Raw genomic sequence first — 22,633 nt, 5'->3', positions numbered from 1 at the left:
TGATGGGCATTCCGCGTCCGGAGTAGTGCTTGGCGATGCTGACCACCAGGCGCAGATTCGATTCGATGAAGCGGTTCTTCGCGCGGCGGCCATCATGGGCAAGCCAGGCCAGCTCGCGGGCCAAGGAGGGTTCAACCTCGCCCTGCTCGCTGCGTTGCTCGGCGAACAGGCCGACTTCGATGCGTCTGGCCAGGTCGACCTCGTCCTCGGCGGTGAGGAGCGAAACGCTGCCGATCTTTCTCAGGTAGTCGCCGAACGCGTCCGTCGCTGCACGGTTATAGGTGGCAACGGATGATGCATGTGCGGTAATGGTCATGGGTTCCTCCAGTTCGGGCTGGAACATTAGTACATATCCTGGGAGGGACCGCGTCGAGGGCCTTGACTCGGCCGCGAAGAAACCGAATAATGCTCGAGAACTGAATCAACCGTGCAGGGCGACATAGGTGATCAGGCCGCGCACCGTTGTGACAACCGCGTAGTCGCGCTCGGGGATGTCCACGCCTGTCGCCTCGTGGATCGTCTCGATCAGCCGCAGGAAGTCCAGCGAGTCGAGTTCCAGATCTTGGCGCAATCGCGCGCTCTCGTCGAGATCGTCGGTGTCGACATCCGGCGCAACCTGGCGGATGGCCGCATACACGGCCGTTCGGGCCTCCTGTTCGGTCTGTTCGGTCATAGCTCCTCCAGGTTCTGCATCAGTTCGTCGATCCGGGCGAGGAATCGCCCGCCGCGCAGTCCGTCGCTGACGCGGTGGTCGGCGGACAGGGTGGCCGTGATGGCGGGGCGCACGCCGAGCAGGCCGTTCCGGGTCCACGGCTCCTCCCGCACCCGGCCGAATCCCACCAGGGCGACCTGTGGCGGGTAGATCACGCCGAAGAAGCTCTCGACGCCGAGTTCACCGAGATTGGTGACGGTCAGGGTCGGATCGGCCATCTCCGCGCGCTGCAGCCGGCCGCCGCGCGCCCGGCTTACCAGGTCCCGCAGCTGTTTCATCAGCACCTCCAGCGGCAGGGCGTCCGCGTCGTGCAGCGCGGGGGCAACCAGGCCGCCCCGGCGCAGTGCCACGGCTACGCCCAGGTGCACTGCGGCGCTCGGTTGGAAGGAACCCTCGGTGAAGAAGCCGTTGACCTCGGGGACGTCCCTGGCGGCCGGCGCGGAGGCCTTCAGGAGCAGGGCGGCTGGCACGAGCCACTCGGCGATCGGGCGGAGTTGTACTGCTCCATCCAGGCCAGTGCCGCCCGCAAATCCAGGGTGGTGCTCAGGTAGTGCAGGATGGTCTTCTTCGAGGAAGTGCGGTCCGGCGCCGACTCTCACGGCGGCGACGGCGCGCCGAGTGGCTTCCTCGACGGCGAGCACGTCCATGCCGTCCACGGGCCAGGCGGGGATCTCGTAGGCCGCCGCCTTCAGGGCGATGTCGGTCTGGGATTCCGAACGCGCGAGCGCTGTGCCCATGGCGTAGAGGTTGTTCTCGCAGCAGAACAGCACCGGCAGCTGCCAGAGGGCCGCGAGGTTGAGGTTCTCGTGGAAGGCACCCTCGGCGACGGCGCCCTCGCCGAAGAAGCAGGCGGTGACGCGGGAGCGGCCCGCCATCTTGTCGGCCAGAGCCAGACCGATGGCGAGAGGAAGACCGCCGGCGACGATGGCGTTGCCCCCGAAGAACCGGGTGGCCGCATCGAAAAGGTGCATGGACCCGCCGCGGCCCCGGCAGCATCCCTGTTCGAATCCGTACATCGCGGCCAGGATTGCGCCGGCGGCGACCCCGCGCAGTAGCGCGTGGCCGTGTTCGCGGTAGGTCGCTACGACGGCGTCCTCCGGTTCGAGCGTCGCCAGAACGCCGGCCGCCACCGCCTCCTCGCCGATGTAGACGTGCATGAACCCGCGGATCTTCGCGGCTCTGTACAGCTCGACGTACTTCTCCTCGAACCGCCGCACCCGCAGCATCTGGTGCAGCAGGCTGCGGGCGTGATCCGGGTTCGCTGCGATGCGGCCCGCGAACCTCTCGGCACGCACCGCCCGTTCCGCGCTCATCGGGGCACCTCAACGGTGGACGTGTCGCCTTCGGGCAGACCCAGTTCGCGGGCCTTGAGTAGCCGGCGCAGAATCTTGCCGCTGCGGGTCTTGGGGAGTGAGGTAGTGAAGTCCAGTTCCTGCGGCGCCACGGCCGGGCCGAGGCGCTTGCGGGCGAAGCCGATGATGTCCAGGCGCAGCGCTTCGCTGGGCTCCCACCCCGTCCTTAGTTCGACGAAGGCCTTGACCACCTCGCCCGCAACCGGATCCGGGATGCCGATCACGCCGGCCTCCGCCACCGCCTCGTGCTCCATCAGCGAGCTCTCCACCTCGAAGGGCCCGATCAGGTGCCCGGACGACTTGATGACGTCGTCTCCGCGGCCGACAAACCAGTAGTACCCGTCGAAATCCCGCCGGGCGAGGTCGCCAATGAGGTACCAGCCGCCGACGAAAGTTTGCCGGTAACGTTCCTCCTCGCCCAGATACCCGCGGAACATCGACGGCCAGCCGGGCCGTAGTGCCAGCTCGCCCAGGGCATCCGGTTCGGTCACCAGCACGACCTCGCCGCCACGCATCAGCGGCGCGCCCTGCTGGTCCCGGGCGGCCAGCGCTGCCTCGACGCCGGGTAAAGGCCGCCCCATCGAGCCGGGGCGGATGGGCGTGGCCGCGTAGTTCGCGATCATGATCCCGCCGGTCTCGGTCTGCCACCAGTTGTCGTGCACGGGTTGCCCGAACGCCTCCTGGCCCCACACCACGACCTCGGGTTGAGCGGCTCACCCACGCTGGCCACGAACCTCAGCGCGGACAGGTCGTGGCCGGCGGCCCGGTCTGAGCCGGCTTTCATGAGCATTCGCAGGGCGGTCGGCGCCGTGTACCAGCCGGTCACGCGCTGCTCGGCGAGCACCCGGTACCACCGGTCCGCGTCCAGCTCCTCCTCGTCGACGATGGCGGTCACGCCGTGCACCAGCGGAGCGATGATGCCGTAGGAGGTGCCCGTGACCCAGCCGGGGTCGGCGGTGCACCAGTAGACATCACCGGGGTGCAGATCGAGGGCGAACCGGCCGGTCGCGTAGTGCGCGGTCACGGCGTCGTGCACGTGGATGGCACCCTTCGGGGTGCCGGTGGTGCCGCTCGTGAAGTGCAGCAGAGCCATATCCTCGCCCTGGGTGGCGGCGATCTCGCCGGAGGGCGGGGCCTCCCGCAGCAGGGCCGCCAGATCGAGCGTGCCCGGGTCCGGATGGCCGTCGGCGTCGACCAGCAACACGTGCCGCAGGTCCGGCAGCTGGACCCGGATCGGCGCCACCTTCTTGCGGTACAGCGCCCGCGTTGTGACCGCCGCCCGGCCGCCGCCCAGCTGGAGCCGTTGGCGTACCGGCTCCGGCCCGAAGGCGGAGAACAGCGGGCAGAAGACGCTGGCATTCTTGAACGTGCCGAGCGCCGCGACGTAGAGCGCGGGAACGCGGCCGAGGAGGGAGAAGACCCGGTCGCCCCGCCCGATGCTGAGGCCCCGCAGCACGCTGGCGAAGCGGCCGGTCTGCTCGCCGAGCTCTGCATAGCTCAGGGAGTGGGTCGTGCCGTCGCCGCGCACGAAGCGCAGGGCCTCGTGAGTGGCCCTGGCACCGGCGGCATGCCGGTCAACCGCTTCGTAGGCGATGTTGAGTCCCCGACTGCCGGGCAGCCCCGAAAGAGCGTGGCGGGCCTCGTCCCAGGTGAAGGCGGCGCAGGTCTCGTCATAGTCGACGAGGTTGGGCGGCACCGTGAGGGCGCGAACATTCTTGGGGATGGTGGGCCAGCGTGTCGACGCTTCGGTTCCTGCCGTCATGCAGCCCATGAAACCCCCGCGGGCGCGTGGGGCATAGGGTATCGCCATGGCCTCCTTTGAGCGGATTGTCGACGAGGGCGTGCTCATCGGGCTCTCCGCGGTGCGCATGGCCGTGAAGAACCACATCATCGTGGGGGCGCTGCGCGAGCACCGCGACTTTGCCGACGCCGATTACCCCGCGGCCGCCCGCTGCGAATTGGTCCGGCTGGCGACGCAGAACGAGGAAGATGCCGAGCGTGTCGGGCGGCAGCGGAAAGTCCTGGGTCGGCAGCGGAGCGCGTTCGAGATCACCGACGATGACAGGCTCCACGTGCGCCAACTGGCCTTGCGACGGCGGGTGCACCTGAAGCTCGCCGGTGCCCTACGGGCCGTGGCCGCCGACGACGAGCAGGTCGCCGACCTGCTTGAGCGGGCCCGCACGGACGCCAGCGAGGAAATCGGAGCCGCGCTCGCCGCTCGGCTGGTCGAACAGGTTGTCGACCGCCGGGAGCCCGACTACGCGCAGCGGCGGGCGGAACGGGTGCGGGCTCTGGTGAGCACCGATCTGGCGGCGCTGATGTCGAACCGTCGGGCAGGGCTGGATTCCGGCCGCTGACGGTCTCCTCAGCGGGCGGTTCGGGGCGGAACCTTCTTCACCACGCTGGACTTCGGCTGCATTGAGCCGACTCCGTCGACCGTGCAGTCGATGTCGTGGTCGCCCACGCCATCCTGCAGACGGATACCCCGCATCTTCGTGCCCACCGTGATGGCGGTCGCGGTGCCCTCATGCGTGGGTTAGGCCCGGCCGAGCCTACACATGGGGCCAACTCAGGACATCCGTCAGCCAAGTCCATCGGCCGCTACGGACCAGTGCGGAACCGGGGCGGATGTTCGACCCGGCCGGACGGATCTCCTGAATTGGCCACAAAGCGCGCCGGATGAGCGGCAGCGCGTGCGCGCTTCGCACCTCCATCAGGCGCTCCTCCCCGGATCCCGGACGCAGTCGATGGAGGTGTTGCCCAAATTGCCCGAAAATCCTCAAAAGAAGCCGATTTGCACCAGAATCTCCGTCGAATTGGCTGGACGCCGGGTAGGGAGTCGCCTGGGGTGAGCAGCATTCACTCGGTGCGGTGAGCTGTGATCTTTCTTGAGCGCTACAACCAATCGATTCGGACTCGCTCGCCTACCCGTGCATTTCGGTCTTCTGGATCTGCCACTCGAGGTCGTCGGGGGACAGGTTGGCGTTCTTGAAGGCATCCGTCAGCGGCAGCTGCAAACGCAGGTCGGTGCCGAGGCACAGGGCAGCGGTGCCGGAGCGCAGCTTGAAGTCGAGCACGTGGCCCCCGGCCGTGCGGTCGTCGGTCAGGAAATGCGTGTGGCAGCCGGGCACGCCGATGCCCTGCTCGTAGAGCGGGGTGCGGAAGCCTGCCACGACGCCCGAGACGTCGTGAAGCTCAATGATCGCGTCCTCGTCGGTTGCCTCCACCATGGGGCGATAGGGCTTCTCCTGCTTGACGACCGTGCGCATCCGGATCCACTCGAAGTCGCCGTCGATGCGGAGGGCGTACATGTAGTTCTGCGACGCCGTCAGCTTGTCGATGAACGTCGACGCCTCCGCGCGCACGATGTTCTTCGGCAATTGGCTCTCGATATGAGGCACGAAATTCGTGACGACGGCGTAGGGCGTGTACGCGCCCAGATCGGCCTTCGAAACTCCGCCGTCGGCCCGCAGCTGATAGCAGATGCCGTCGATGATCAGCATTTCACCGTCGAGTCCGTTGAACGTGCCGAGTCCGAAACTGCCGCGGCCGAGCAGGTCGCGCACGGTCATCTCGTCTTCGTAGACGCCGTCGAGTAGCGCGCTCATCAGGCTCGTCTGGAAAATTTCGTGTCGGGTGACAGTGAATTTGCTCATTGCAGCACATCGCTTTCCAGATCGGCCATCAGGTCATCTCTATTGTTGCGGTAGTCGACGTGCACGTCGATGATGCTCGGTCCGGGTTCGGCCAGGGCCTGCGCCAGGATGCCGGCGAAGTCGTCGAGGTGCGTCACCCGGTGGCCGTGGGCGCCGAACGATTCGGCATAGGCGACGGCGTCGTAATCGCCCAGCTGCACGCCGGAGGTGCGCCCGTATTTGCCCATCTGCTGGAACGCCACCATGTCGTAGGTGCCGTCGTTGAAGATGATGTGGGTGAACGTCGAGCCGAGCCGCACGGCCGTCTCCAGCTCCATGGCGGAGTAGAGGAAACCACCGTCGCCCGACACGGACACGACTGGTGTGCCCGGGCGCACCAGGGTTGCGGCGATCGCCCAGGGCAGGGCCACGCCCAGGGTCTGCTGGCCGTTCGAGAACAACAGGGTGCGCGGGTGGTAGGTGCGGAAGTGCCGGGCCATGTAGATGTAGTGGGAGCCCACGTCGCAGAGCACCGTCGTGTCATCCGGCAGCAGTTCGCGCATCATCAGTGTGAGGTCGGCCGGGTGCACGCCCTCGGACTCGTCCCGGCGACCGGTGGGCTGGTCGGCGTGCGCGAGGCAGGCGCGCTGCTCGGCGACCTCGGCCGCGGCGGCGACCGGCATCGACAGCCCGTTGATCTGGCGAGCGAGGGCGTCGAGGGTCTCGGCGACGTCGCCGCGCAGTTCGACGGTGGGCCGGTAATAGTCGTCGAGGTCGGCGGCGAGTTCGTCGAGGTGGATGATCACGCGCAGGTGGTCTTTGTTCCACTTCGACGGTTCGTACTCGACGAAGTCGTAGCCGACGGTCAGGATCACGTCGGCCTTGTGCAGAAGGATGTCCCCGGGCTGGTTGCGGAACAGGCCCACGCGTCCGAGGTAGTGCTCTTCGAGTTCGTGCGAGATGACTCCCGCGGCCTGGAACGTCTCGACGACGGGAAGTCCGGCGACGCCCAGCAGACGGTGCAGCGCCGCGACGGCCTGGTCCGAACCGGACCGCGCGCCGGCGAGGATGACCGGGAACTGCGCATCCTTCAGCAGGGCGGCAGCGCGCTGCACGCTCTTGGAGGGTGCGGCGCCCAGCTGCGGCACCCAGTGCGGCTGCGTCATCGACACGGTCGTCGAGTCCGTGAGCACGTCGTAGGGGAGAACAACCGCGGCGGCGCCCTTGGGCTCCTGGGTTGCCTCGCGGAACGCGTTCGCGATTGCTTCCGGCACGTTGTCTGCGACACTCACCTCGCCGGCGGACTTGGTCACGGCGGACAGCATGCCCACGGCATCCATTGTCTGGTGGGTACGCTTCAACCGGTCGGCGCGCGGAACCGCGCCGCAGAGGGCGACCACCGGGTCGCCTTCGGTCGTCGCCGTCAGTAGGCCCGTCGCGAGGTTGGAGGTGCCCGGTCCGCTCGTCACCAGGACGACGCCCGGCTGGCCGCTCAAACGCCCGACGGCGGCGGCCATGAAGGCCGCATTCTGCTCGTGACGCACCACGATCACCTCGGGTCCGTCGTCGATGAGAGCGTCGTAGACTGGGTCGATCTTGGCGCCGGGAACGCCGAAGACCCACTGCACGCCGTAGGCCTTCAGGCATTCCACCACGCGTTCGGCGGAGCGGGTGGACGGAGCGGGGGTGCCGGCGTCAGAGCGCACGAGCGTGGTCTCGGTTGAGTCGTCGTCGCTCTGGAGCGATGAAGTAGTGGTCATAGTGATGCCTCCCGGATCGCCGTTCTGAATCGGCCTCCCCTCCATCGTGGCTGCTCGTTCAATAAGAAGCAACGCCGAGTAGCGATGCAAACGATCTGAAAATGAGATGCTTGGACCATGGAATTGAGACAGCTCGAATTCTTCAGCGCCGTCGCCGGTGAGTTGAGCTTCACGCGCGCCGGGGACCGGCTCACCATCGCCCAGTCAGCCGTCTCGGCCGGCATTCGTTCGCTCGAAAGTGAATTGGGCGTCGAACTGTTCGATCGCAGCCGCCGCCAGATCAGGCTCACTACGACTGGCGAACTGCTGCTTCCGAAGGTGCGCGACGCTCTCGACGCCGTGAACGAGGTGCGCGATGCCGCCCAGGAGACCACCCGCGCCATCACCGGGTCCATCGTGATCGGGCTGATGACCTCGGTCACGCTCGTCAATGTGCCTCGGCTGCTCGGTCTCTTCCGCGCCGGCCATCCGGGCGTCGGCGTGCGGCTGCGCGCGGCCCGGCGGGGGTCGGCCGGGCTGGTCGACGAGCTCGTCTCGGGCGAACTCGACCTGGCCTTCCTCGCCCTCAGCGGCACGGCGCCGACGGCGCTCTTGGCCGTGCCGATCGCTTCGTCGCCGATGGTGCTGGTGGTGCCGAAAGGCCACCGGCTCGCCTCCGCGTCGGCCGTGGGCCTGGGTGACCTCGTGCCGGAGGAGTTCATCGATCTTCCGCCCGGCTACGCCAGCCGTCAGATCGTGGACGATGCCTTCACCGCTGCCGGCCTCGAGCGGCGGGTGATGATCGAGGTCTCCGATATCGGAACGGCCGCCGAATACGTGACCAACGGCCTCGGAGTGGCCCTGTTGCCCGAATTCACTGCCCACGACGCGCTCGACGTGCACCGGCTTCCCGTGGCGAATCTGCCCGATTTCACGGTGTACCTGGCGGCCTCGCGCAAGCGGCGGGCGTCGGCCGCCGTGCGCGCGTTCGTGGAGCTCGCGCTCGCCAGCGACGAGGCGCGCGGCTGATGCGAGGCAAGGCCGACGACGGCCCCGAGCAGCGCCGACCCGGCTGCGAGCCCGGGGTCGACGACCGGCGCCCACTGCTGAATGGCCGACACGATCACCACCGCGAAAACCCCGAGTGCGGCTCCGATCAGGCCGCCGAGTAGGCCGATGACCACGGATTCGACCATGAACTGGCTCGAGATGTTGCGCTTGGTGGCGCCCAGGGCCAGGCGCAGCCCGATCTCGCCCACCCTTTCCATCACCGACAGCAGGGTGACGTTCGCGATCCCCAGTCCACCCGCGACGAGGGCGAGCACGCCGAGGATCAGAAAGATGACGTTCACGTCGGCCTGCACGTTCTCGCGCAGTGCGGATATAGCCGACGGGGCCTGTACCTCGAAGTTTTCCGGAGCGTTGGGGTCCAGGGCGATCGGAGCCTGCTTCGCGACCACTTTGCCGGCGCCGAAAGCGATCCGGATCTGCAGTTCATCCGGGCCGGTCAGGCCGAATTCGACGGAGTTTTCGGCCGAGACGGCCCGGAAACCCGTGGAACCCGGCGTTCCGCCGCTGAGGAACACAGTCCGCGCGGGCTGCCGGATCGGAGCTACCGGGAGCCATGCAAACCACTGGGTTGGGACTCACTCTGTTAGCGGTCGAGCCCCGCCATACGTTCCAGTGCGGCTCGCATGATCATCTGGGCTGGGTCACCGATCACGTGATTGTTCAGGTACAGGCTCTCCGCCCATGACAGGACTTCCGCTTTGGTGAGCCCCACGGCCGACCAGTCCACGCCTGCTTCGGCGCGGGCTTTCGGTTCCCCGGTCTTCGGGTTCAGCCACACCCGTGCGATCGGGATATCCGGATCTTCGTGCTCCGGATTCCAGAGGAGCGCGATCGGGTGGTCAGATCCGTCGAGGTGATCGTCGGCGATGTAGCCGGACCCGAGCCAGGGGAGCATCAGTTGCTCGCCCTCCAACTCCACGTCGATGATTTCGAGCGGGACCGGCCCGTAATCGCGGGAGTACACCGGCAGCCCGACATGGTGCCATTCGGCGGCCTCGTCCGCGTCTTCCAGCAGATCCGGGAGGCGCGGGGCGACGTGCAGCACGAAGCCGGTCGCCCAGTCGACGAGGGCCTGAGTGTCGGCGGCCGGCCATGGACTGTCATCGCTCGAAGTTCCGTCCGCGTTGTGGAAGTGGTACTCGACTCCTTCTTCCAGGATGTCCAGGTGGAACTCTCCGTCGTCGAAGCCGAGGAAGATGCCGGCGACCTGCTCCTCGTCGTCCCAGTCCGCGTCGAATTCCGGGTGCCGGAAACGGGGGGGCAGCGGGGGGATGTCCAGGGGCAGCACGCCGAGGTCGAGCACCACCCGCAGCACGGTGTTCGGCATACGCAGTGTCGGGTCGGTCATGGTCTCGACGATACCGGAGCCCGCCGACGTGGGCGTCACAGAGTCGCATCACAGGGCCGGGTGTCAGTTCCCTTTCACTCTTAAACTTTCAAATCGACTTCGCACCAGGGGAAGACTGGAGTCGAATACGATGATTGCCCCTCATTCTCTCATTGCATTCCGGATTCCTGCGGATGAGGAGTTCTCCGACGAACTGAGCGTCATGGTCGGAATTGGGCATCGGGGTTCCTCTACTTTGGGTGTGACGTGCGCAGTAGCAGGAAAGTACGGTGGCCACTCTGACAAGCCGATCCGCCTCGTTTGCTGCGATCACGCGACCGTAGCGAGGTCCTGACCGCACCGTTCCCGTGCAGGGACAAATCAGAGCCCGATACTCAGATCTGCCAGTGAGAGGCACCTGACAGCCGCGACCGGGCTTGAGCGCCCTGTATTGGGGCGGTGAAGCGGGCTGGGCTGGAGACACCCACGGATACGATCAAGCGGAGGCGAGGGCGTGCTGAACGTGAACATGGTGATGCCGGTTGGGAACTGTAAAGCAGTCGCAATCCCGTATGAGTGCATGATGATCGCACTTACCTCCTCGTGCGACGCATGGGTGGGGCCAACCCCTGTTCGCGCAACACGTACGTGATCTGCGTCGCTCAACGTCCGGGTTACGGCTGGCCAGCCGGGTCCGCGTTCAGCACGGTGTAGCGGACGTTCTCAGCGCGCTCATTGTTCACCACGACGCCTTCCTTCCACGTGGCACCTTCGGCACTCGTCGTTGCGGTGATCGTTGGTGTTGCGAGACGTTGATCCACAGCGAGAGGGCTTGGAGGCACGAGGGTTCACTGTCGTCGGCCGATCTTGGAGTGCCCGGCTTGAACTGGCGGATCCGCCAAATCTGTCGAACTTCCGCCAGGCGCTCTCGCGAGTTCAGGCTGCCGGACTGAGCGTTTCCGAATTGACTGTGACCTCCGCGGCCGATCTGTATGAGCTGGAAAATACAACAACGCCGACTACCCATTCACGCCAGCCACCCCGCACGAGCTGTTGGATGCCGATGCCACTCGAGACCTCTGGAACCACGGCTTTCGCGTGTTTGGCGCGTACGGCCGCGACGAACTGGTCGGGGCGACCCTCAACGCACATCGCGATCGCCACGTGGAGACGGAATGCACGTCGGTGTTGGCCAGTTATCGAGGCCGCGGAAGCCCTAGCTACGGCGATGGCTGTGCACTTACGTTCGGGCTCCGGCGTGCAGAGCGATCGAGTCGCCGGCGCCCACGGTAGCGGTGAAGGTTCCGTCAGCGGCGACGAAGTAGCTTGGGCCCGAGCAGGAGCCGCCCGCGCCGGGGTCGCCGTGCTGGACGTCGCAGTAGCTTCCTGCGGGCAGGGAGGTCTTGAACGTCTGCCTGATCGCGCCACCCTCGTGGTTGATCACGACGAAGCCCCCACTCCCCCGACCGAAGGCGATCGCGTTGTTGCCGTTAGACCACCAGTTCGTCACCGCGGTGCCCGTCACGGTATTGCGGAAGGCGACCATGTTTGCGATCTGCCGCCAGGCGTGCTGGCACTTCCAGCCGTCGCTGTAGCAGGCGTTGACCGTGCCGCCATTCGGCGGGCCGGCATCCGTGTTGCTGAATTCATAGCCCGAGTACACGTTCGGCGAGCCGTAGGGCCAGGCGAGCATGAAGATGTTCGCGAGCGTGTAAGTGCTGCCGTCCTTGTAGCTGAGGGTCGAGCCGTTGCGCTCGGTGTCCCAGTTGTCCACGAAGACCCGCGCCTTGTTGCTCGCGAGGTAGCCCCAGGACTCGCCCCATGTGTTCAGGTAGGCGATCTTGTCGCTGGTGAACATGCGTTTGAGGTCGAAGGCCCCACGGAATTCGTCGACATCGCCGGTCGAGGTGTATTCGCCCGGCTGGACCGCCTCGTTCCCACCGGCGATGACCTCCTGCGCCCAGTAGACGCTCGGGTTGGTCAGCTTTGCCTTGATGGCGGAGAGGTCGGCCGCGGCCATGTGCTTGGCGCCGTCGATCCGGAAACCGTCGACGCCGAGGGCGCTGAGGTGGTTGAGGTACGCCGCGATGGTGGACTGCACGTAGGTGCTCGCCGTGTCGAGATCGGCGAGGCCGACGAGCTCGCAGTTCTGTACGTTGGAGCGGTCGCTGTAGTTGGTGATCGGGGTCCGGCAGGAGTGGAAGTCCTGGTTCTGGTAGTAGCCCGGGTAGTCGTACTTGCTGTAGACGGTGCCCCCCGTGCCCGTGCCGGAACCCGCACTCATATGGTTGATCACCGCGTCGGCCACGACCTTGACACCGGCGGTGTGGCAGGTGCTGACCATGCTCGAAAAGGCGGCCTCGTTGCCGAGTCGCCCGGCGATCTTGTAGCTGACCGGCTGGTAGGAGGTCCACCACTGCGAGCCCTGGATGTGCTCCTGGGCGGGCGAGACCTCAACGAATCCATACCCCTTGGGACCGAGGGTATCCGTGCAGGCCCGGGCGACCGATGCGAAGGACCACTCGAAGAGCGTCGCCGTGACGTCCTTGGCACCCGGCGGACTCGCATCCGCCCGGGGCGTTGTCACTCCTACATCGAGGCTCAGGGTCAGGACGAGGGCCAGGCCGGCCACCGCTGCAAACAACGGACGGGTTGATCTGCGCACGATGAAACTCCTTGTCGCGCGCGCCAGCGGACCACGCCGACGCACTCCATTGGGAACGGGCGATTGCGAGCGAGCCGCGGAAGCGGAACTCGGCAAACGAGGTACTGAACCCTCGGGTCACGCTACTGCAAGCGTTTGCAGTATTGCAAGCGCATGCCGAGGAATTGTGCGCCAGCCCCTTAACAATCGCCCGAGGGCTGGTGGAATCCTTCCGGAACGCCGGCGAGGGGTGCTCTCACTCTCGTCGGAAGTCGCCCGAAAGCAGAGTCCCGAGGCGATGAAGCCGAAAGGCCGACCAGACAAGGACGGATTCCAGCGCTTCATCTATCCCACACCCGGCACCTACATGGCCATTGACCGCGCTAACGGGAAGCGAGTTAAACGCCAGACCCCAGCGAGCATCACCATTCCCGAGGATGCTGGAGCACCCGCCGCGAGGAATCAGGACCCGCGATTGCCGCTGAAGCACCTGCAGAAATTCGCGTTCAAGTCTCCTGAACACCGGAAGTACTTCGGCATGCGCAGCCTCGTCGAGTCCGCGACCAAAACACTGAAGTCGAAGAACTTCGAAGACCTCGCCAACGTGAGCAAACGCTCCGGCCGCGGGTTCGCTTTCAACTACCTCGCTGCCACCCTCGCCGCGGTCTCATCGAACCTCCGGAAGATATTCGACTACTTCGTCAAGACTGCCGAACGGGACTCCGGGGAGAACCTCTGCCGAGAACGCAGGCGCACGGAAGCCGCAGGAACACCATTAACCAGGCACATTGCTCTCCCGGCGCTGGCGCCGCCGCAGTAGCGGTCGCCGTCCCCACATTCCGCTCGAAACCCCCGCACTCGGAACGCTTCAGCCTGCCCACACGCAGGCTGATTGGCGTTTGAGGGGCCGATTCCGCGCCAAAAGGCCAAATCAGGACCGCGCGAGACCTTAAATGAAGAAGGCCGGCTAAGCATTTCTGCTCAACCGGCCTGTCCACCTGGATTTCATGAATACCATTCCTGGGTTTCTGAAACACCCAAGAAGGGCCGCGCGGCCTATGCGCGGCGGAAGGCAATCGCGTTGCCCGTATTCGGTCAGATCCACACCCGACAAGGAAAATTCGTTCTGCTACGTGGGTTGGAGCAAGCAGCCCACGAATGGGACCTGATCGCTGCCTGCCACAACCTGATGAAGCTGCACACCGTGCACACCAAGGCTCTCCTCGCCACGCAAGCCGCACTGACAGCCCGCCCGGCAACCTAAGGACCAGGGCAGAACCGCCCTGCCGGGCGCCAGCGGCCTCGACCTACTGCCGCCAACGCGGCACTGACCCTATTTTCAGTCGGCACGAGAACAACACAGACCCCAAAGTCCACGACGACCGCCACAGCAACGCCCCGCCCGCTGCGGCCAAATTGGCCCGAATCTCGTCGCATCAACTGCGAATAGGCGTTACTGACACACGCTCCTAGTCGCTGCTGCCTTCTTTTTGTCAGCTATCTCATGCATGTCAGGTGCAGTAGATGGCCAGTTTTCGCAATGCGCCTTGGAGGAGTCATCAATGACCGATGCCTCACGACTGCTGGCGCTGCGGCACGAACGATCCCCGGCGCGCAAGTGAACGAAGGGGTGGTCAAGGTTTCAAATATTCAGCAATCGCCCATCACGGCCGAGTGGACAGCAGTCGACCGTGTCGATGGCCTGTCCGAGATTCGCTCAGGTGTCCGATCGGGCCCGAACACGCAGGCGAACGCCAGCCCCTTCGAGATCGCTGGCGAAGTGGAACGATGTTCCCGAAGCTCAGTCCAAACTTCAGTGAGACAAATCCGGCTTTATTTGAGAACTCACACCGGGAAAGCTGACAAGTGAGCGGATGACGGGAATCGAACCCGCGCTATCAGCTTGGGAAGCTGAAGTTCTACCATTGAACTACATCCGCACGTCCGTCGCGCAGGCAAGCCCGCACCGGAACCGTGCCAGCATATCAAGTCCGCGCCGTTAGGCTGGACCCGTGCTGCTCTCGGATCGCGATATCAAGGCTGAAGTCAACGCGGAACGAATCCGTCTGGAGCCGTACCAGGCCGACATGATCCAGCCGTCGAGCATCGACGTGCGACTCGACGGATTCTTCCGCCTCTTCGACAACCACAAGTACCCCTACATCGATCCGGCCGAAGACCAGCCCGATCTGACCCGGTTGATCGAGACCGCGGCGGGCGAACCGTTCATCCTGCACCCCGGTGAGTTCGTGCTCGGGTCCACGTACGAGAAGGTCAGCCTGCCCGACGACGTCGCCGCGCGGCTGGAGGGCAAGAGCTCGCTCGGCCGGCTCGGCCTGCTCACCCACTCGACCGCCGGCTTCATCGATCCCGGTTTCACCGGCCACGTGACGCTCGAGTTGAGCAACGTCGCCACACTGCCGATCAAGCTGTGGCCCGGCATGAAGATCGGTCAGCTCTGCTTCTTTCGGCTGAGTTCGCCCGCCGAACGTCCCTACGGCTCAAGCGCATACAGCTCCCGCTACCAGGGTCAGCGCGGGCCGACCGCGTCGCGGTCGTTCCAAAACTTCCACTGCACGGATGTGCGGGAGGCCTCGACGGGATCGACCACCGTAGTCGAGTAGCCCGGTTCACCCGCATGCAACACGCGCCCGGTAAAATCGGCCCATGACCACATCCGTGCCCAGCTTTGCCGAGGCGCTCGTCGCGCCGGGACCGACACCCGACTACCCGGGGCGGATGCGCCGCTTCGGCCAGCTGGTCGGCGCCTGGGCCGCCACCGGGTCCCGCCTCGACGAGACGACCGGCGAATGGACCGGGCGCGAATTCACCTGGATCGTCGACTTCGTGCTCGACGGGCGTGCGGTGCAAGACGTCGAGATCGTCGTGAGCGACTCGCACCCGACCGGCTTCGCGACCGTCGCCACGGCCGTCCGAGTCTATGATTCCTACGCCGGCGTGTGGCGGGTCAGCTATTTCGCCCCGGCATCCGGCGAGTACTGTCACCTCGTGGCGACCCCCCACCGCAACGGCCTGCGCCAGGACGGCACGGGCACCGACGGCCGCCCGATCCGCTGGAACTTCGTCTCGATCACACCTGACGCCTACGCCTGGGAGGGCTGGGTCTCCAACGACGAGGGTTCCACCTGGGTGCTGGTCGAGCACAACGAGGCCACCCGCATCCGTTAGCCGATCTGGTTCTGGCGGGCCTTCACCGGCAGCAGGAGAAGCAGCCCCACGAGCAAAACCAGCATGAGTCCGAGGATGCCCCAATAGGTTTCGCCGAAGATCGTCACCATCAGGGCGAACATGGTCGGCGCCAGAAAGCTCACCGCGCGGCCCGTCGTGGCGTAGAGCCCGAAGACCTCGCCCTCCCGACCGGCCGGTATCAGGCGTGCCAGAAAGGTGCGGCTGGCCGACTGGGCCGGCCCGACGAAGAGCGTCAGGGCGAGGCCGGCGGTCCAGAACACGATCTGACCGCCGTCGTGCAGCAGGAACACGATGCTGCCGAACACGATCAGGCCGATCAGGGCGGTCACGATGATCGGCTTTGCGCCGACCCGGTCGTCAAGCGCGCCGGCGATGACGGTGGCCACGCCCGCCACGACATTGGCGGCGATAGCGAAGATGATCACCTCGCCGGGTGAGAATCCGAAGACGGATGCCGCGAGCACCCCGCCGAAGGTGAAAACCCCGGCCAGGCCGTCGCGGAAGATCGCGCTCGCGATCAGGAAGTACACCGTCTGGCGGCTGGTCTTCCAGAGCCGAACGATGTCCTGCCCGAGCACGACGTAGGAACGGAGGAAGCTCACCCGGGGCCGGCGCACCGCGGCGGAAAAACGGTATTCGGGAACCGAGAACAGCACCGGCAGGGCGAACAGGCCGAACCAGGCGGCCGCGATGAGCATCGTGACCCGCACCGAAAGGCCGTACTCGCTGGTTACCCCGAACAGACCCACGTCGGGGCTGATGAAACCGAAGTACACGATGAGCAGCAGCACGATGCCGCCGATGTAGCCCATGCCCCAACCGAAACCGCTGACCCTGCCGATCGTGCGCGCGGTCGAGACCTGGGACAGCATGGCGTTGTAGTTGACGCTGGCGAACTCGAAGAAGACGTTGCCGGCGGCCACCAGAACGAGGCCGAGCAGCAGGAAGTTCGGTGACGCCTCCACGAAGAACATCGCCGCGGTGAGGCCCACCACGATGAACGTGTTGACGCCGAGCCACAGCTTGCGCCGCCCGGAGGTGTCCGAGCGCTGTCCGGTGATCGGGGCCAGCACGGCTACCAGCAGGCCGGCGATGGCGAGGGCCCAGCCGAGCTGGGCGGAAATGACGTCTTTGTCGCCGAACGAGCTGCCCGTGATGTAGACGGTGAATACGAAGGTGGTGACCACCGCATTGAACGCGGCAGAGCCCCAGTCCCAGAAGCTCCAGGCCACTACTCGGCGTCTGCTCGTTTTGTCAGGCAGCTCCCGGGCATCCGTGCTGCCCTGCTCCGCGATCCCGGTCATGCGCTGAGGCTAGTGGATGTGGGTGGCCGGAGACCATCGATTGCACGAAATCTGAAAGTTGAGTCGTTCACGCTCAACTCTCAGGTGCGTGGCTTGACTTTCGATTTGCGACACTGGCACACTTGAGCCAGCACCACTCAACTCTGTGAAATCGAGCTGAGAACATACTTTAAAGGAGAACGCACACATGGCCCGTGCAGTAGGCATCGACCTCGGAACCACCAACTCTGTGGTGGCCGTCCTCGAAGGTGGAGAACCCACCGTCATCGCAAACGCCGAAGGCTTCCGGACCACACCGTCCGTCGTCGCCTTCACCAAAGACGGCGAGGTGCTGGTCGGCGAGACCGCCAAGCGCCAGGCCGTCACCAACGTCGACCGCACCATCGCGTCGGTCAAGCGCCACATGGGCACCGACTGGAATGTCGCCATCGACGACAAGAAGTTCACTCCGCAGGAAGTTTCGGCCCGCATCCTGGCGAAGCTCAAGCGCGATGCCGAGGCGTACCTGGGCGACAAGGTGACGGATGCCGTCATCACGGTTCCCGCGTATTTCAACGACGCCGAGCGCCAGGCGACCAAGGAGGCCGGAGAGATCTCCGGACTCAACGTGCTGCGTATCATCAACGAGCCGACCGCCGCCGCACTTGCCTACGGCCTCGACCGTGGCAAGGAAGACGAGCTCATCCTGGTCTTCGACCTCGGCGGCGGAACCTTCGACGTCTCCCTCCTCGAGGTAGGCAAGGACGACGACTTCTCCACCATTCAGGTGCGGTCGACTGCCGGTGACAACCGCCTCGGCGGCGACGACTGGGACCAGCGCATCGTCGATCACCTGATCAAGAAGTTCAAGGAAACCACCGGCGTCGACGTCTCCAAGGACAAGATCGCCAAGCAGCGCCTCAAGGAAGCCGCCGAGCAGGCCAAGAAGGAACTCTCGAGCAGCATGTCGACGAGCATCCAGCTGCCGTACCTCTCCCTGACCGAGAATGGCCCGGCCAACCTCGACGAGACGCTCACCCGCGCCCAGTTCGAGAAGATGACCGAAGACCTGCTCGACCGCACGAAGAAGCCGTTCCAGGACGTCATCCGTGAAGCCGGGGTCAAGGTGGAAGATATCGCCCACGTTGTTCTCGTCGGTGGCTCCACCCGCATGCCCGCCGTGTACGAGCTCGTCAAGGCCGAGACCGGTGGCAAGGACCCGAACAAGGGCGTCAATCCGGACGAGGTCGTCGCCGTTGGCGCCGCACTGCAGGCCGGTGTGCTGAAGGGTGAGCGCAAAGATGTTCTGCTCATCGACGTCACCCCGCTGAGCCTCGGCATCGAGACCAAGGGCGGCATCATGACGCGCCTGATCGAGCGCAACACGGCCATCCCGACCAAGCGCAGCGAGACCTTCACCACGGCCGACGATAACCAGCCGTCCGTCGCGATCCAGGTCTTCCAAGGCGAGCGCGAGTTCACCCGCGACAACAAGAACCTCGGCACGTTCGAGCTGACCGGTATCGCGCCGGCCCCGCGCGGCATCCCGCAGGTTGAGGTCACCTTCGATCTCGACGCCAACGGCATCGTGCACGTGTCCGCCAAGGACAAGGGCACCGGCAAGGAGCAGTCGATGACCATCACGGGCGGATCCTCGCTCGCTAAGGAAGACATCGAGCGCATGGTGCGCGAGGGCGAAGAGCACGCCGCCGAGGACAAGCGCCGTCGCGAGGCAGCCGAGACCCGCAACACGGCGGAGCAGCTCGCGTACTCGATCGAGAAGCTGATCAAGGAGAACGACGAGAAGCTGCCCGAGGACGTGAAGTCCGAGGTTCAGGCCGACGTCGACGCACTCAAGGCCGCTCTCGTCGGCGACGACGATGCGGCCGTGAAGACGGCCTTCGACAAGCTCAACGAGAGCCAGGGCAAGCTCGGCGAGGCCATCTACAAGACCAGCCAGGCGGATGCCGCGGCCGGTGCCCCGAGCGACTCCGAGCCGACCGCCGACGCGGCCGGCTCTGACGAAGACGTGGTTGACGCCGAGGTCGTCGACGACGAAGACGAGGCCAAGAAGTAATGGCAGACGACAACAAGCGTCCTGGCGACGAGCCGTTCGACGAGGGGGCATCCGCTGAGGGTGCCCCCGGGGCCGACGCCGAGACGGAATCCGAAGGTGTGAGTGTCGAGGACATCGACGAGGCGTCCGCCGAGGGTATCGAAGAGGACGAGCTGACGGTCCAAGACATCCTGGATGCCGCCACGCGGGAAGTCGACGAGCCCACGAGCGAGCACCTCGCCGACCTCAAGCGGGTCACCGCGGAGTACGCCAACTACCGGCGCCGCACCGAGGCCAACCGCGAGGTCGAGCGTGAGCGCGTCACCGTGGATGTCGTCAAGGGCCTGATTCCCGTGCTCGACGATCTCGACCGCGCTGAGAAGCACGGCGACCTGGTCGAAGACTCGGGGTTCAGCACGATCGCCGCAAAACTCCGGGGGAGCGTCGAGCGTCTGGGCGTGAAGTCCTTCGGCACGGTCGGCGAACCGTTCGATCCGACCATCCACGAGGCGATCTTCCAGCTGCCCACCGCGGGCATCGAGTCGGAGACAGTTGGTGACGTGATCGAGACCGGTTACTTCCTCGGCTCGTCGCTCCTGCGCGTGGCCAAGGTCGTCGTGCAGGTACCGAGCGATGGCTAGCCAGGACTGGTTCGATAAGGACTTCTACAAGGTCCTGGGTGTGTCAAAGGACGTCACCCCGGCCGAGCTGAAGAAGGCCTATCGCAAGCTCGCCCGCACGTACCACCCGGACTCCAATCCGGGCAACCCTGCGGCCGAGGCGACGTTCAAGGAGATCAGCGAGGCACACTCGGTGATCGGTGACCCTGCCCAACGCAAGGAATACGATGCCGTGCGCGCGATGGGCGGTGGAGCCCGCTTCACCGCCCCGCGCCCCGGCGGCGGGCAGGCCGGAGGCTTCGACGATGTCTTCGGCGGCATGTTCGGTGGGGGCGCGCGGCAACAACAGCCCGGCTACTCCTATGAGCAGGGCGGTTTCGACGACCTCCTCGGCGGCATGTTCGGCCGCGGTCAGGGTGGTGGCGGTTTCGGCACCTCGAGCGGCGGGTTCCGCGGTTACGGCGGGCCGACTCGCGGCCGCGACGTGATCGCGTCGACCACGGTCGACTTCATCACGGCCACGCACGGTGACCAGATCACCCTGCAAACGCAGGATGGCCGCGCCATCAAGGTGAAGATCCCGGCCGGGGTGGCCGACGGGCAGAAGATCAAACTCCGCGGCCAGGGGCAGCACAGCCCCGACGGCGGCGAGTCCGGCGACATCGTGCTCACGGTGAACGTGCGCAAGCACCCGGTCTTCGAGCGCGACGGGCTGAACCTGCGGGTCTCCGTGCCGGTCACGTTCGTCGAGGCCGCGCTCGGCGCCACTATCGAGGTGCCGACGTTGGGCGGAGCGCCGGTCAAACTACGTATCGCCCCGGGTACCCCGAGCGGGCGCGTGCTGCGGGTCAAGGGGCGTGGTGTCGTGACGCCCAAGGGCACCGGGGACCTGCTGGCGGAGGTTCAGGTTGCCGTTCCGTCTCATCTGTCGAAGGACGCCGAGGAGAAACTCGCGGCCTTCGCGGAAGCACTGCCGAAGGAGAATCCGCGCGACGAACTCCTCGCGAAGGCGAGAGACTGACGGTGGACGAGAACACCCGGGTTTTCGTGATCTCGATGGCCGCCGAGCTTGCGGGCATGCACCCGCAAACGCTGCGCCAATATGATCGCCTGGGACTGGTGAGTCCCGACCGCACCCCCGGTCGGTCTCGCCGGTACTCGATGCGGGATGTGGCCAAGCTCCGCGAGATCGCGGAGCTTGGTGCCGAGGGTGTGAGCCTGGAAGGCATCCGTCGCATCATTGACCTCGAGGACCACGTGCGCACGCTCGAATCGCGGCTGCGCGAATTGGAGTCTGCGCTGGCCGATGAACTGCTCAACCGTCCGGGCCGCCGCGTCTTCGCGGCCGGCTCGGCCGGCGAGGTCATCTCGATGCGGGCCGGTACGCGCACGCGCCGGTCCAACCAGATCGTGATCTGGCGCCCCCTGGGATCCCGCCCGATCGGCGACGAGAAGTAGCCGCACTGCGGGTTAGCCTGAGGCAATGCCCGATTTTTCCTTTGACCGCCTGAGGCGTTTCCCCGACGTGGAAGCGGACAATCTCTTCGCCGTGGATGCGAGCGACCGGCTGATCCTCGACGAGGCGGCCGGCGTGCTGGCCGAGGCAGGATCCGGTGAGGTCGTGGTGATCGAGGACCGCTATGGCGCCCTCACCCTGGGCGCGGCCGCACTGGCCGGGGCTCGGGGAATCCGGGTGCACCAGGATGTCCTCTCCGGGGAGTTGGCACTCGCCCTGAATGCGGCCGACGCCGGACTCGCGGATTCCTACCACTCCCTCATCCTGGGCGAAGAACTGCTGGCGGACGCGCGGGTGGTACTGATCCAGCTGCCGCGCAGTCTGGCGGCGCTCGATGAGTTCGCCGACGCCATCCGTCGTTTCGCGGCACCGGATGTGGTGGTGATCGCCGGCGGACGCATCAAGCACATGACGCCGACCATGAACGCGGTGCTCCGCCGGCATTTCGGCGAGCTGCAGATTTCGTCGGCCCGGCAGAAATCGCGGGTACTCAGGGCAGCGGCCCCGATTGCCTCCGCCACTGAGCCGACGATGTCCACCTGGCCGAATTCTGTGGAGCACGCCGACCTTGGACTCACGATCTGCGCCCACGGGGCCGCGTTTGCCGGCGCGACCGTCGATATCGGAACGCGCTACCTGCTCGAGTTCCTCGATCGCATGAAAACGGATGCCCGGAGCGCCATCGATCTCGGCTGCGGCACCGGGGTGCTGGCCGCCACCCTCGCCCGACGCCGTCCCGCCCTACGGGTGATCGCCACCGACCAGTCGGCCGCGGCCGTCGCCTCCGCGCGGGCCACCATGGTGGCCAATGCGCTCGCCGACCGGGTCACGGTCGTGCGGGATGACGCGCTCCAGAGCCAACCGGATGCCTCGGCCGAACTGATTGTGCTGAACCCGCCCTTTCATATCGGCTCGTCGGTCCATGCCGGCATAGCCCTGAAACTGTTCGAGGATGCCGGACGAGTGTTGCAGCCCGGTGGTGAGCTGTGGAGCGTGTGGAACACCTACCTCGGTTATCGTCCCGCGTTGACGCGACTGGTCGGGCCGACACACCAGGTCGGCCGGAACGCCAAATTCACCGTCACGGTCTCGACCGGACGCTGAGACGCGCCGGACCGCCGTGAGGCCCGCACTTGGGGGCTTGCGCCAGGGCGTCGAAGCCGACACGCCCGGGATGCGGGAGGGAGTTGCGCACCCCCAGAATTCACCGTAATGTCTCTCTAGTCACCCCACAGGTTCGGAAAGCCGCAGAGTTTCCCGGCCTCAAGTGGGACGAAGGTTTAGTTTTTTCTCGGATACCCTTTCGCAAGGGGGCGTTCGAGCAGAAACCAAGATAATAGTTCTCTCCGGCTGCGTGTCTGGTCTGGTGGGTGGTTGTTCGAGTCGCTTTGGCGCACTCGGAATCGGCTGCTTTCCGTGATTTGACAGGGTGTGGCCGGGCAGCTAAGTTATACAAGTTGCCTCGAAG

Annotated in this window: 20 protein-coding genes, 1 tRNA gene and 3 pseudogenes; 11 read left to right on the top strand and 13 right to left on the bottom strand. The window is 65.8% G+C overall.

From position 1 onward, the window contains the following. The 5 genes and pseudogenes from E3O18_RS06380 to acsA form a co-directional block, all read right to left on the bottom strand. A partial coding sequence (locus E3O18_RS06380) for a sigma-70 factor domain-containing protein (protein ID WP_277870887.1) occupies positions 1-343 on the bottom strand: 343 nt, incomplete at its 3' end. Between the two features lie 78 nt (positions 344-421). Continuing rightward, entirely contained in the window at positions 422-673 is a 252-nt protein-coding gene (locus E3O18_RS06375; RefSeq protein ID WP_134395211.1) for an acyl carrier protein, read from the bottom strand. Continuing rightward, the gene (locus tag E3O18_RS06370) at positions 670-1,182 is read right to left on the bottom strand and encodes a 2-oxo acid dehydrogenase subunit E2 (protein ID WP_241976576.1); all 513 of its coding nucleotides are present in this window, start codon (positions 1,180-1,182) and stop codon (positions 670-672) included. The genes E3O18_RS06375 and E3O18_RS06370 overlap by 4 nt, the downstream gene beginning before the upstream one ends. A gap of 96 nt (positions 1,183-1,278) precedes the next feature. Next, a pseudogene (locus E3O18_RS06365) lies at positions 1,279-2,025 on the bottom strand (thiamine pyrophosphate-dependent enzyme); the annotation flags it as partial. Continuing rightward, positions 2,022-3,826, bottom strand: a pseudogene (gene acsA, locus E3O18_RS06360) (acetate--CoA ligase). The pseudogenes acsA and E3O18_RS06365, both read right to left, overlap by 4 nt. Positions 3,827-3,872: 46 nt before the next feature. Between acsA and E3O18_RS06355 the strand changes: the two are divergent. After that, a complete protein-coding gene (locus tag E3O18_RS06355) occupies positions 3,873-4,421 on the top strand; it encodes a hypothetical protein (protein WP_134395210.1) in 549 nt (182 codons plus the stop codon). An 8-nt stretch (positions 4,422-4,429) separates the two neighbouring features. Here the strand turns inward: E3O18_RS06355 and E3O18_RS06350 are convergent, their stop codons facing one another. The 3 genes from E3O18_RS06350 to alsS form a co-directional block, all read right to left on the bottom strand. Continuing rightward, positions 4,430-4,555, bottom strand: a complete 126-nt coding sequence (locus E3O18_RS06350) for a PhnA domain-containing protein (RefSeq protein ID WP_134395209.1) — start codon at positions 4,553-4,555, stop codon at positions 4,430-4,432. 433 nt (positions 4,556-4,988) lie between these two features. Then, the gene (gene budA, locus E3O18_RS06345) at positions 4,989-5,720 is read right to left on the bottom strand and encodes an acetolactate decarboxylase (protein WP_134395208.1); all 732 of its coding nucleotides are present in this window, start codon (positions 5,718-5,720) and stop codon (positions 4,989-4,991) included. Next, positions 5,717-7,459 (bottom strand): acetolactate synthase AlsS, encoded by a 1,743-nt coding sequence (alsS, locus tag E3O18_RS06340; protein ID WP_134395207.1) that lies wholly within the window; start codon positions 7,457-7,459, stop codon positions 5,717-5,719. Before alsS ends, budA begins: the two co-directional genes overlap by 4 nt. Positions 7,460-7,576: 117 nt before the next feature. On the opposite strand from alsS, the gene E3O18_RS06335 reads away from it, so the two are divergent. Further along, a complete protein-coding gene (locus tag E3O18_RS06335) occupies positions 7,577-8,467 on the top strand; it encodes a LysR substrate-binding domain-containing protein (RefSeq protein WP_241976575.1) in 891 nt (296 codons plus the stop codon). A gap of 20 nt (positions 8,468-8,487) precedes the next feature. Here E3O18_RS06335 and E3O18_RS16845 read toward each other — a convergent pair. The 3 genes and pseudogenes from E3O18_RS16845 to E3O18_RS06320 all read right to left on the bottom strand — a co-directional run. Beyond that, positions 8,488-8,763 (bottom strand): annotated as a pseudogene (locus E3O18_RS16845) (FtsX-like permease family protein); the annotation flags it as partial. Between the two features lie 329 nt (positions 8,764-9,092). Then, positions 9,093-9,857: a hypothetical protein gene (locus E3O18_RS06325; RefSeq protein WP_134395206.1), complete on the bottom strand. Its 765-nt coding sequence runs from the start codon at positions 9,855-9,857 to the stop codon at positions 9,093-9,095. 1,219 nt (positions 9,858-11,076) lie between these two features. Next, positions 11,077-12,501, bottom strand: coding sequence for an alpha-amylase family protein (locus tag E3O18_RS06320; RefSeq protein WP_241978128.1), 1,425 nt, complete (start codon positions 12,499-12,501; stop codon positions 11,077-11,079). Between the two features lie 229 nt (positions 12,502-12,730). On the opposite strand from E3O18_RS06320, the gene E3O18_RS06315 reads away from it, so the two are divergent. Together E3O18_RS06315 and E3O18_RS16760 are read left to right on the top strand one after the other, a co-directional pair. Further along, entirely contained in the window at positions 12,731-13,300 is a 570-nt protein-coding gene (locus tag E3O18_RS06315; RefSeq protein WP_134417736.1) for a hypothetical protein, read from the top strand. 72 nt (positions 13,301-13,372) lie between these two features. Then, positions 13,373-13,744: a transposase gene (locus tag E3O18_RS16760; protein WP_277870886.1), complete on the top strand. Its 372-nt coding sequence runs from the start codon at positions 13,373-13,375 to the stop codon at positions 13,742-13,744. Positions 13,745-14,349: 605 nt separating this feature from the next. Here the strand turns inward: E3O18_RS16760 and E3O18_RS06305 are convergent. Then, positions 14,350-14,420, bottom strand: a tRNA-Gly gene (locus E3O18_RS06305). A gap of 72 nt (positions 14,421-14,492) precedes the next feature. On the opposite strand from E3O18_RS06305, the gene dcd reads away from it, so the two are divergent. Then, complete coding sequence (gene dcd / locus E3O18_RS06300; RefSeq protein ID WP_134395204.1) at positions 14,493-15,104, top strand: dCTP deaminase; 612 nt, start codon at positions 14,493-14,495, stop codon at positions 15,102-15,104. 43 nt (positions 15,105-15,147) lie between these two features. Further along, positions 15,148-15,669, top strand: coding sequence for a hypothetical protein (locus E3O18_RS06295; protein WP_134395203.1), 522 nt, complete (start codon positions 15,148-15,150; stop codon positions 15,667-15,669). Here the strand turns inward: E3O18_RS06295 and E3O18_RS06290 are convergent. Beyond that, on the bottom strand, positions 15,666-16,994 hold the full coding sequence (locus E3O18_RS06290; RefSeq protein ID WP_134395202.1) for an MFS transporter: 1,329 nt from the start codon (positions 16,992-16,994) through the stop codon (positions 15,666-15,668). The genes E3O18_RS06295 and E3O18_RS06290 overlap by 4 nt on opposite strands. A 187-nt stretch (positions 16,995-17,181) precedes the next feature. Here E3O18_RS06290 and dnaK point away from each other — a divergent pair, with 187 nt between their 5' ends. From dnaK to E3O18_RS06265, 5 genes are read left to right on the top strand one after another with little or no spacing between them, the layout of a single operon-like run. Further along, complete coding sequence (gene dnaK, locus E3O18_RS06285; protein ID WP_134395201.1) at positions 17,182-19,050, top strand: molecular chaperone DnaK; 1,869 nt, start codon at positions 17,182-17,184, stop codon at positions 19,048-19,050. Further along, on the top strand, positions 19,050-19,670 hold the full coding sequence (locus E3O18_RS06280) for a nucleotide exchange factor GrpE (RefSeq protein ID WP_134397164.1): 621 nt from the start codon (positions 19,050-19,052) through the stop codon (positions 19,668-19,670). The genes dnaK and E3O18_RS06280 overlap by 1 nt, the downstream gene beginning before the upstream one ends. Next, entirely contained in the window at positions 19,663-20,670 is a 1,008-nt protein-coding gene (locus E3O18_RS06275) for a DnaJ C-terminal domain-containing protein (RefSeq protein WP_104099725.1), read from the top strand. The genes E3O18_RS06280 and E3O18_RS06275 overlap by 8 nt, the downstream gene beginning before the upstream one ends. A 2-nt stretch (positions 20,671-20,672) precedes the next feature. Next, the gene (locus tag E3O18_RS06270) at positions 20,673-21,107 is read left to right on the top strand and encodes a MerR family transcriptional regulator (protein WP_104099724.1); all 435 of its coding nucleotides are present in this window, start codon (positions 20,673-20,675) and stop codon (positions 21,105-21,107) included. 25 nt (positions 21,108-21,132) lie between these two features. After that, a complete protein-coding gene (locus E3O18_RS06265) occupies positions 21,133-22,269 on the top strand; it encodes a methyltransferase (RefSeq protein ID WP_134417735.1) in 1,137 nt (378 codons plus the stop codon). Positions 22,270-22,633: the final 364 nt, after the last annotated feature.

It is taken from the genome of Cryobacterium sp. TMT2-42-4 (genome assembly GCF_004402645.1).
Classification (GTDB): domain Bacteria; phylum Actinomycetota; class Actinomycetes; order Actinomycetales; family Microbacteriaceae; genus Cryobacterium; species Cryobacterium sandaracinum.
This window is presented reverse-complemented; position numbering and strand designations above follow the sequence as displayed.